Below are 8,980 nucleotides of genomic sequence, written 5' to 3' on the forward strand. Positions count from 1 at the left end.
CGTGGGCGCGCTGTGGGCGTGCCTGCTGCTGGCGTCGCTGTTCCTGCTGTTCGTGCTCATCACCATCCTGGTCGCCGGGTTGTCCCGGTTCGACGTGGCCCTGCTGACCGAGGCCCCCTCGACGATCCGCCCGGAGACCGCCGGGGTGCGGCCTGCGATCGTCGGCACCCTGCTGGTGGTGGGGGTGACCGCACTGATCGCACTACCGCTGGGGATCGCGGCCGCGGTCTACCTGGAGGAGTACGCCGACTCGACCCGCTGGTTCAACCGGGCGATCGAGCTCAACGTGCAGAACCTGGCCGCCGTCCCGTCGATCATCTTCGGGATCCTGGTGCTGGCGTTCGTGGTGCGGGCGCCGCTCAACATCGGCGCGGTGGCCCTGGCCGGGTCGATCGCGTTGGCGCTGCTGATCCTGCCGGTGATCATCATCGCCACCCGTGAGTCGCTGCGGGCCGTACCCGGTGAGATCCGGAACGGATCCCTCGCGCTCGGCGCGACCCGATGGCAGACCGTGTGGCGCCAGCTGTTGCCCGCGGCGGTGCCCGGCATCGCCACGGGCTCGATCCTGGCGATGTCGCGGGCGGTGGGCGAGGCCGCTCCACTGATCCTCGTCGGCGCGACCACGTTCATCACCTTCACACCCGAGGGCGTGTTCTCCCGCTACACCGTGCTGCCCGTGCAGATCTTCAACTTCGCCATCCAGTCCCGCGAGTCGTTCGTGTCCCTGACCTACGCCTCGATCCTTCTGCTGATCATCATCCTGGTGGTCATGAACGGCGCGGCGATCTTCCTGCGCAACAAGTTCCAGCGGCGCTGGTGAGCGCCTCCGTGCCCGGAAAGGACGACCCCGAGAACATGGCCCGCCACCAGGAAGCCCTGGCCCAGACCGCGAACGAGCAGCCCGCCGGCGGTGACGCGCCGCTGCGCCCGGAGCGGGGTATCCACGTCGAGGTCGGCGACCGACCCGCCGGCCGAACCCTGGCTCCCAGCAGCGGCTCGACCATGGCCGTGCACGATCTGCGCGTGTTCTACGGCGACTTCCTGGCGGTGCAGGACGTCGAGCTGACCTTCGCCGAGAACCGGATCACGGCGCTGATCGGGCCCTCGGGCTGCGGCAAGTCCACCGTGCTGCGGTGCCTGAACCGGATGAACGACCTCGTCGCCGGCGCGCGGGTGGAGGGCAGCGTGCTCTACCGCGGCACCGACATCTATGGCCCGGAGATCGATCAGATCGAGGTACGCCGCCGTATCGGGATGGTGTTCCAGAAGCCGAACCCGTTCCCCAAGTCGATCTACGACAACATCGCCTACGGCCCACGCGTGACGGGGATGAAGGCAGACATGGACGAGGTCGTCGAGCAGGCCCTGCGGGGGGCAGCACTGTGGGACGAGGTCAAGGACAAGCTCAAGCAGAACGCCTACGGCCTCTCCGGAGGCCAGCAGCAACGGCTGTGCATCGCACGGGCGATCGCCACCCGTCCCGAGGTGATCCTGATGGACGAGCCGTGCTCCGCGCTCGACCCCATCGCCACCTCGAAGATCGAGGACCTGATGGGCGAGTTGATCAACGAGTACACGATCGTGATTGTTACCCACAACATGCAGCAGGCCGCTCGCGTCTCGCACAGCACCGCCTTCTTCACCGCCGAGCCCGACGACAACGGCAACCGCGTCGGCAAGCTCGTCGAGTTCGACAAGACCATCACCATGTTCGAGAACCCCGGTGACAAGCGCACCGAGGACTACATCAGCGGCCGTTTCGGCTGATCGGGCGTCCCCGGGATGTCTGTCACGGCGTGGGAGACCGACAACCACTCCCAGTTCCACATCCGGCGACGCGCCTGCCTCGCCGGCTGCGGCGCGGCCCGGGGGCAGCTGGCGGTGCTGCTCGTCACCGGGCCGGCCGACGCCCAGGTCCTGGCCCGCGCTCTGGCCGGCCAGCTCCTCGAGCTCGAGCACGTCGCCGATCCGGCCGAAGCCCTGCTGGCCATCGGACGGACCTGTCCCGACGTGGTCATCCTCGGCCCGAACGACGGCAGCCTCGACCCGGTGGCGTTCCTGCAGGTCATCCGGACCCACGAGCCGGACCTGCCGGTCGTGGTGGGGGTGACGTCCACGGAGGAGGACCTGGCCGGGCCGGCGGCGAGACTCGGCGCCGCGGTACTCGCCCATCCTTTCGACCCCGACCGCCTGCTACAGATCCTGCGCTCGCTGGTCACCGGCCGCCGCCAGATCGAGCCTCGCCCGCTGCTGCTCGACCTGGGCCGGCTACGTATCGACAGTGCCGCGCCCCGCATCTGGCTCGACGGGGCGCTGATCAAACTGCCGATGCGTGAGCACCTGCTGCTCCGGTATCTCGCCGAGCGCCGCGACGCCGTGGTCAGCCGCCGCGAGCTCATCACCGCCCTCTGGGGCGCCGACGATGCTCGCAGCAGCAACTCGCTGGCGGTGCACATCCTGCGGCTGCGCCGCCGTCTCGGTGGCGATGACTCGCAGGCGCAGTGGATCGAGGCGATACGCGGCCTCGGCTACCAGCTCAGCATCCCGCCGCCCCCGCTCGAACGCGGCCTGGATCCGTAATGTCCGATCCAGACGTGACGCTATGCCGAGGCCCTCGCGGGAGGATGAAGCGGACATGAATCGAAGCCGAACACCCGCTCAGGGGCGCCGAGTCGGGTGGCTGGCTGTCTGGTCGTGACCCCTGGACGCGTCCATGCCTGTGGCCATGGGACGCCCGAACTCTCAGAGCGGCGGTTCCGAGGGCGGATGGAGCGACGTGATCGGCCGCCCCGAGGCGGGTGACCGCCGTGCCACGCCCACGAGCCAGGCAATCGGCAGGCACAAGATCACCAGCCCGGCTCCCTGCACGAGGCCGCGGTCGACCGTGAGCAGTCCGAATCCCAGCAGCGACGCGGCGGTCGCGATCAGGCACCAGGACAACACGATCGGCACCAGGTCGCGTGGCGTCTAGGCGCGACGCTCCCACGCGGCGACGAACGCGGGGTCGGAGCGCTTCAGCTCCTGTTCGATCTGGATCAACCTTGCTTCTGGTGACACCGGGACTGACTCCTCGCTCGATCGACTCTGGATCGATGGACATCGATCCAAACAACGTGCCCTCTGGGTCGATCGCTGTCAACTTAGAGAGACGTCGAAGCAGTTACGCCCGGATTAGGCATCGCCGGGCGGGCTTCGGTGGGCTGCGTGTCGGTCGATGGCCGGTGTCGGCGTGCTGCCGCACGAGGGGTCGAGGCGCGAACCACCTTGCTTAGGCAGAGTTCGAGACGGGCTTGCCGAGTTGGATCGAAGCATGTCAACATAGATGTATGTCAAAGCAAGCGAACCGGGTCGACCTGGCCCGGACAAGCATCGTCGGGTGCTGGTCGCCACTGGTCGGTGAGCCGTTGGACGAGTCCCAGGCCGTCGAGCTGGCGCGGGTGTTCAAGGCGATGGGTGACCCGGTGCGGCTGCGCCTGTTGTCGCTGATCGCCTCGCACTCAGGCGGCGAGGCGTGTGTCTGCGACCTGACCGATGTGTTCGAGCTGACCGGTCCGACGATCTCGCACCACCTCAAGGTGCTGCGCGAGGCCGGCCTGGTCACTGGGGAGCGCCGGGGGACGTGGGTCTACTACCGGGTGCTGCCGGAGTCGCTGGGGCGGCTGTCCGACGTGCTCACCCCCGCTGCCGTCACCGAGCTGTCGATCCCGGCGCCCGCGCAGGCGGTGGTGGGGGCATGAGCACCGAGAACTCGACCGGTGCCGCCCAGCGCGCCGCCACCGACCCCGGCGAGGCCGGAGTCGTCGCGAAGCTCTCGACCCTGGACCGGTTCCTGCCGGTGTGGATCGTCGTCGCGATGGCCGTCGGGCTCCTGCTCGGGCGGCTGATCCCTAGTCTGGCTCCCGCACTGGATGCGATCGCGATTAACGGCACGTCGGTGCCGATCGCGATCGGGCTGCTGGTGATGATGTACCCGGTCCTGGCCAAGGTCCGCTACGACCGCCTCGACTCGGTCACCGGGGACAAGCGCCTGCTGATCTCCTCGCTGGTGTTGAACTGGGTCCTGGGCCCGGCGCTGATGTTCGCCCTGGCCTGGCTGCTGCTGCCCGACCTGCCCGAGTACCGGACGGGCCTGATCATCGTCGGGCTGGCCCGCTGTATCGCGATGGTCATCATCTGGAACGACCTCGCTTGCGGTGACCGCGAGGCCGCCGCCGTCCTGGTGGCGCTGAACTCGGTGTTCCAGGTGATCGCGTTCGGTCTGCTCGGCTGGTTCTACCTCTCGGTCCTGCCCGGCTGGCTCGGCCTGCCCGTCGCGGACCTCAACATCTCCACCTGGACGATCGTCGGGTCCGTGCTCGTATTCCTCGGCGTCCCGCTCGTGGCCGGGTTCCTCACCCGCACGCTGGGGGAGAAGGCCAAGGGCCGCGAGTGGTACGAGGCGAAGTTCCTGCCGAAGATCGGGCCGCTCGCCCTCTACGGGCTGCTGTTCACCATCGTGCTGCTGTTCGCGCTGCAGGGCCGCCAGATCACCAGCCAGCCGCTCGACGTCGTCCGGATCGCGCTGCCGCTGCTGGCCTACTTCGCCATCATGTGGGCGGGCTCCTACGCGTTGGGCCGCGGCGTCGGCTTGGGCTACGAACGCACCACCACGCTGGCCTTCACCGCCGCGGGCAACAACTTCGAGCTCGCTATCGCCGTCGCGATCGCCACCTTCGGCGCCACCTCCGGCCAGGCCCTCGCGGGGGTCGTCGGCCCGCTGATCGAGGTGCCCGTCCTCGTCGCACTGGTCTACGTCTCGCTGTGGCTGCGCCGCCGTCTCTTCCCAGCCCCTTCGGCTCCCGCGGCGACGACCGAACCTCGGCCCTGACCCGCTCGTGACCGACCGGCTCGACCGCTCCGTGTCGTTGATCGACTCTCTGCTTGTCCTTCGAGGAAGAAGGCACGCCATGACCAGTACGTGGCACCGCGAGACCCTGTCCATCGACCAGCACCTGGCCCTCACCACTGCGGCGGTGAACCTGGCCCGCGAGTTCGACGGCACCTTCGGCACCGAGACCATCGAGCGGTTCCTGCACGCCTCTTACGATGAGTTCGCAGGCCGGGCTGTGGTGCTGAACTACCTACCGCTGTTGGCCGAGCGGTTCGCGCGCCAGCGCCTGCGGGCGCTGGCGCGCGTGCAGGGCCTCACCAGCGACGCCCGACCGGCCGTGCTGTTCCTGTGCACCCACAACACCGGACGCTCCCAGATGGCGCTCGGCTTCCTCAGCCATCTTGCCGGTGACCGCGTCATTGGCTCCTCCGGTGGCTCGATCCCGGGAATCTCGGCCAACCCGGCGGTCGTCGCGGCCATGGCCGAGGTCGGTATCGACATCAGCGGCGAGTTCCCCAAGCCCTGGACCGACGAAATCGTTCAGGCCGCGGATACCGTCATCAGCATGGGCTGCGGCGACGCCTGCCCGATCTTTCCCGGCCGACGCTACGAGGAATGGGCGATCGAGGACCCCGACGTCCTCGCCCTCGACGACATCCGCCCGATCCGCGACGACATCGAGCGACGCGTCCGCATGCTGCTGACCGACATCCTCTCCGCCCCACCCGTCTGACACCCACACCGAACCAAGGGAGAGATCCGCTGATGGCCGAAGCCATCCCCGAAGTGCTGTTCGTCTGCGTCCACAACGCCGGCCGCTCCCAGATGGCCGCCGCCCTGCTCGCCCACCACGCCGCCGGCGCGGTCACCGTCCGCTCGGCCGGCTCGGCCCCGGCCGAGACGATCAACCCGGCCGTACGGCAGGTCATGGACGAGCTCGGGATCGACCTGTCCCGGGAGATCCCCAAGAAGCTCACCACCGACGCCGTCGACGCCGCCGATGTCGTGATCACCATGGGCTGCGGCGACGCCTGCCCCGTCTTTCCTGGCAAGCGCTACCTCGACTGGGACCTCACCGACCCCGCCGGCCGACCCACCGACGAGGTCCGCGCCATCCGCGACGACATCGACACCCGCGTCCGGACACTGCTCGCCGAGCTGACCAACACCGAGAGCACCAGCCGATGACCACCACCGACCACGACGGGGCCGGAGCTCCGTCGGTGCTGTTCGTCTGCGTCCGCAACGGCGGGAAGTCCCAGATGGCCGCCGGACTCATGCGCCACGCAGCCCACGGCCGGATCACCGCGCACTCCGCCGGGACCGACCCGGGCACGAAGCTCAACGTCCTGTCCGCCGAGTCGCTGGCCGAGGTCGGAGTCGACATCAGCGGCGAGTCCCCGAAACCGATCGACCCCGCCCTGCTCCGTGACGTGGACCTGGTCGTCACCCTCGGCCGGGAAGCGCACGTCGACGCACCGGACGGGACACCGGTGCAGAACTGGGACACCGACGAACCCTCCGAACGCGGCATCGACGGGATCGAACGCATGCGCCTGGTCCGCGACGACATCTCCGCCCGCGTCTCCACCCTGATCGCAGAGCTGGCCCCCGCCGACCGATGACAAGCACCGACCAGCCCGACCAAACGGCCGGGTCTGCGCGCTCCGACACGAAGGCCACCTCGGGCGACGACCTGGACGTCGTCGTGATCGGGGGCGGGCAGGCGGGCCTGGCCGCCGGGTACTTCCTGCGCCGCGCCGGCGCCGAGTTCGTCATCCTCGACGCCCAGACCGGTCCGGGTGGCGCCTGGCGGCACGGCTGGGACTCCCTGCGCCTGTTCTCCCCGGCCCGCTACAGCCCGCTGCCCGGCTGGTGGATGCCCGACCAGCCCGGCGAACCGTTCCCCACCGGCGGACACGTCCGCCGCTACCTCGAGCAGTACGAGCAGCGCTACGACCTCCCGATCCGCCGCCCCGTCGAGGTCACCTCGGTGTCGGCCCAGAGCCGCCACCTGGCCGTCACCGACGGCCGCCGGACCTGGCGGGCCCCGGCGGTCATCAGTGCGACCGGCTCCTGGCGGCGCCCCTACGTCCCCGCCTGGCCCGGCCGGGACCTGTTCACCGGCACGCAGATCCACACCGTGTCCTACCACCGGGCCGACCGCTTCACCGGGCGACGCGTCGTCGTGGTCGGCGGCGGCAACTCCGCCGCCCAGATCCTGGCCGAGGTCTCCACCGTCGCCGACACCACCTGGGTCGCCCAACGCCAACCGCGATACCTGCCCGACGACGTCGACGGCCGGGTCTTGTTCGACGTCGCCACACGGCGCGAAGCCGCCACCCGCGCCGGAGGCGATGACACCGGCGGCGTCGCCGGCCTCGGCGACATCGTCATGGTCCCCAGCGTCCTCGACGCCCGCGGACGAGACGTCCTGCACGCCCACCCGATGTTCGACCGCATCACCGAACACGGCATCGCCTGGGACGACGGCAGCAACCTGGCCTGCGACGCCATCATCTGGTGCACCGGCTTCCGCCCCGACCTCGCCCACCTCGACGCACTCGGGCTCTCCACCGCCTCCGACGGCGTACCGCGCACCGACGGCACCCGCAGCCTCGACGAACCGCGCCTGCACCTACTCGGCTACGGCGACTGGACAGGCACCGCATCCGCCACCCTCATCGGCGCCGCACGCACCGCCCGCACCTGCGTCACCGAGATCCTCGGCCGGCCCGCGCGCCGCACCCGCTCCGCATAGGCAGTTTCCTAGCGGGAGCGATATGCGCCGGGCAACCTCGCGCTCAAGATGGCGCCGGCTGAGATATAGACGGAACACCAGCTGGCGTGATCGCCGCCGATCAGAACGCTATGAGGCGAAGAAGCTGGCGCAGGCGGTCATCGACGCTCAGCAGTCCGAGCGCGCCGAGACGCAAGCGGTTGCCGACCTCGGTGGGCGTTGGCAGGGGACCGGACCGTACCCCCGCCCGCCCCTGCCTCTCGCGCTCGGCGAGCACGCGTGACGCCAGCGCGCGAACTCCCACCCCCAGCCCTGCTGATCCGGGCGACCACCATGGCCGCCACCGGGGCACCGCACATCTCCATGCCGACGACGGTTAGGCGCACACGCACGGCGCCTAGCGTTTGCAGTAGACGTGCCTAGCGGCGGCCGATCGCCTCACCGCGGCCGGAGTGAAGAAGTCGTCCTCCGCGGATACAACCTCTCGAGTATCCACTCCGCGCGGGAGATATCCCGGCCTGTGGTCATAGACTCGAATGGACTAGGCGGCAACTACCTTAGGTGATCAATGGCTGAGCCGTATGAGCCGTCGGAGCAGGACGAGATCGTCGGGGATGCGATGGCCGTCGGAGGTCCGGCGTTCGTCGAGGAGTTGCACTACGCCGCGATGGAGGCGGCCGAGGCTGTGGTGGCGTGGGACGGCAACGGTGATGAGCCCGCTGCGTACCGGGCGATCTGGGTCGCGTTCGCGCGCAAGATGGTCGCCGAGCGCCGGCTGAGGTTGCGCCCCACCGGGTCACCGGAGGAGACGCTGAGTAGTGGCACCGAGAACCTCAGCGACCGATCGCAGGACGCCCCCGGCCGGTCATCGGGGGCTTCCCCGTCGTGACCGTGGTCCGGCCCGCGGATCGCGGGTGGGTGTGGCCGGCGCGGGGTGGGTCAGGCGCAACTCGGTGAGCGGGAACCAGTCGACGTGGTCCGGGTCGTGGTCGAGGCGGACCAGCGCTCCGGCGGCACCGTCCGTGTAGTGCTCGAACCCGACGACGGGGCCGGTCCCGTACTCGCCGTCAGGCCGGCGCCCGAAGTCGCTCGTGGCGAGCACGGTGTCGCCGATGACGCGTTCGCGGTAGGGCGGCCACACCCGCCTTGTCCAGCTCGTAGTCGCTATCGAACGGCGCCATGGGTGGCCTCCGGGAGGTTCTGCAGCGCGCCGGTGATGGCACGGGCGACGGCGGTGTTGGGGTGATTGCGCAGGAACGCCGCGGTGGCGCGCAGGCCATCGAGGGCCTGTCGCTCGCGGTCGGGCCACGCCCCGCCGGTGACATCGGCGGCCGCGGCGTAAGCCGCGCGTAGCCGGTCGCCGGTGGCCC

The 8,980-nt window shown here is 69.8% G+C and carries 13 protein-coding genes; 10 read left to right on the top strand and 3 right to left on the bottom strand.

Features of this window, described 5'->3' with window-relative positions:
* The 3 genes from pstA to I4I78_RS25945 all read left to right on the top strand — a co-directional run.
* A partial coding sequence (gene pstA, locus I4I78_RS25935; RefSeq protein ID WP_218614113.1) for a phosphate ABC transporter permease PstA occupies positions 1 to 820 on the top strand: 820 nt, incomplete at its 5' end.
* Positions 821 to 1,002: 182 nt separating this feature from the next.
* The gene (gene pstB / locus I4I78_RS25940) at positions 1,003 to 1,767 is read left to right on the top strand and encodes a phosphate ABC transporter ATP-binding protein PstB (RefSeq protein WP_218614125.1); all 765 of its coding nucleotides are present in this window, start codon (positions 1,003 to 1,005) and stop codon (positions 1,765 to 1,767) included.
* Between the two features lie 15 nt (positions 1,768 to 1,782).
* The gene (locus I4I78_RS25945; RefSeq protein ID WP_218614114.1) at positions 1,783 to 2,580 is read left to right on the top strand and encodes a response regulator transcription factor; all 798 of its coding nucleotides are present in this window, start codon (positions 1,783 to 1,785) and stop codon (positions 2,578 to 2,580) included.
* 162 nt (positions 2,581 to 2,742) lie between these two features.
* Here the strand turns inward: I4I78_RS25945 and I4I78_RS25950 are convergent, their stop codons facing one another.
* The gene (locus I4I78_RS25950; protein WP_218614115.1) at positions 2,743 to 2,952 is read right to left on the bottom strand and encodes a hypothetical protein; all 210 of its coding nucleotides are present in this window, start codon (positions 2,950 to 2,952) and stop codon (positions 2,743 to 2,745) included.
* Between the two features lie 374 nt (positions 2,953 to 3,326).
* On the opposite strand from I4I78_RS25950, the gene I4I78_RS25955 reads away from it, so the two are divergent.
* The 7 genes from I4I78_RS25955 (at position 3,327) to I4I78_RS25985 (ending at position 8,499) form a co-directional block, all read left to right on the top strand.
* Positions 3,327 to 3,737 carry a helix-turn-helix transcriptional regulator gene (locus tag I4I78_RS25955; RefSeq protein WP_218614116.1) on the top strand — a complete coding sequence of 137 codons (411 nt, stop codon included), beginning with the start codon at positions 3,327 to 3,329 and terminating at the stop codon, positions 3,735 to 3,737.
* Positions 3,734 to 4,867 carry an ACR3 family arsenite efflux transporter gene (arsB, locus tag I4I78_RS25960; RefSeq protein WP_218614117.1) on the top strand — a complete coding sequence of 378 codons (1,134 nt, stop codon included), beginning with the start codon at positions 3,734 to 3,736 and terminating at the stop codon, positions 4,865 to 4,867. Before I4I78_RS25955 ends, arsB begins: the two co-directional genes overlap by 4 nt.
* A 79-nt stretch (positions 4,868 to 4,946) precedes the next feature.
* On the top strand, positions 4,947 to 5,603 hold the full coding sequence (locus I4I78_RS25965; protein WP_218614118.1) for an arsenate reductase ArsC: 657 nt from the start codon (positions 4,947 to 4,949) through the stop codon (positions 5,601 to 5,603).
* Positions 5,604 to 5,635: 32 nt separating this feature from the next.
* Positions 5,636 to 6,058, top strand: coding sequence for an arsenate reductase ArsC (locus I4I78_RS25970; protein WP_218614119.1), 423 nt, complete (start codon positions 5,636 to 5,638; stop codon positions 6,056 to 6,058).
* Entirely contained in the window at positions 6,055 to 6,495 is a 441-nt protein-coding gene (locus tag I4I78_RS25975; RefSeq protein WP_218614120.1) for a low molecular weight phosphatase family protein, read from the top strand. The genes I4I78_RS25970 and I4I78_RS25975 overlap by 4 nt, the downstream gene beginning before the upstream one ends.
* Positions 6,492 to 7,631 (top strand): ArsO family NAD(P)H-dependent flavin-containing monooxygenase, encoded by a 1,140-nt coding sequence (locus I4I78_RS25980; RefSeq protein WP_218614121.1) that lies wholly within the window; start codon positions 6,492 to 6,494, stop codon positions 7,629 to 7,631. Before I4I78_RS25975 ends, I4I78_RS25980 begins: the two co-directional genes overlap by 4 nt.
* A 547-nt stretch (positions 7,632 to 8,178) precedes the next feature.
* Complete coding sequence (locus I4I78_RS25985) at positions 8,179 to 8,499, top strand: hypothetical protein (protein ID WP_218614122.1); 321 nt, start codon at positions 8,179 to 8,181, stop codon at positions 8,497 to 8,499.
* On the opposite strand, the gene I4I78_RS25990 is transcribed toward I4I78_RS25985, so the two are convergent.
* Together I4I78_RS25990 and I4I78_RS25995 are read right to left on the bottom strand one after the other, a co-directional pair.
* Complete coding sequence (locus tag I4I78_RS25990; protein ID WP_218614123.1) at positions 8,476 to 8,751, bottom strand: hypothetical protein; 276 nt, start codon at positions 8,749 to 8,751, stop codon at positions 8,476 to 8,478. The two genes, I4I78_RS25985 and I4I78_RS25990, sit on opposite strands and share 24 nt — an antisense overlap.
* A gap of 23 nt (positions 8,752 to 8,774) precedes the next feature.
* Positions 8,775 to 8,980: hypothetical protein (locus tag I4I78_RS25995; protein ID WP_218614124.1), on the bottom strand; the 206-nt coding region annotated here is incomplete at its 5' end.

This window comes from Pseudonocardia sp. KRD291, from assembly GCF_019263595.1.
GTDB lineage: Bacteria > Actinomycetota > Actinomycetes > Mycobacteriales > Pseudonocardiaceae > Pseudonocardia.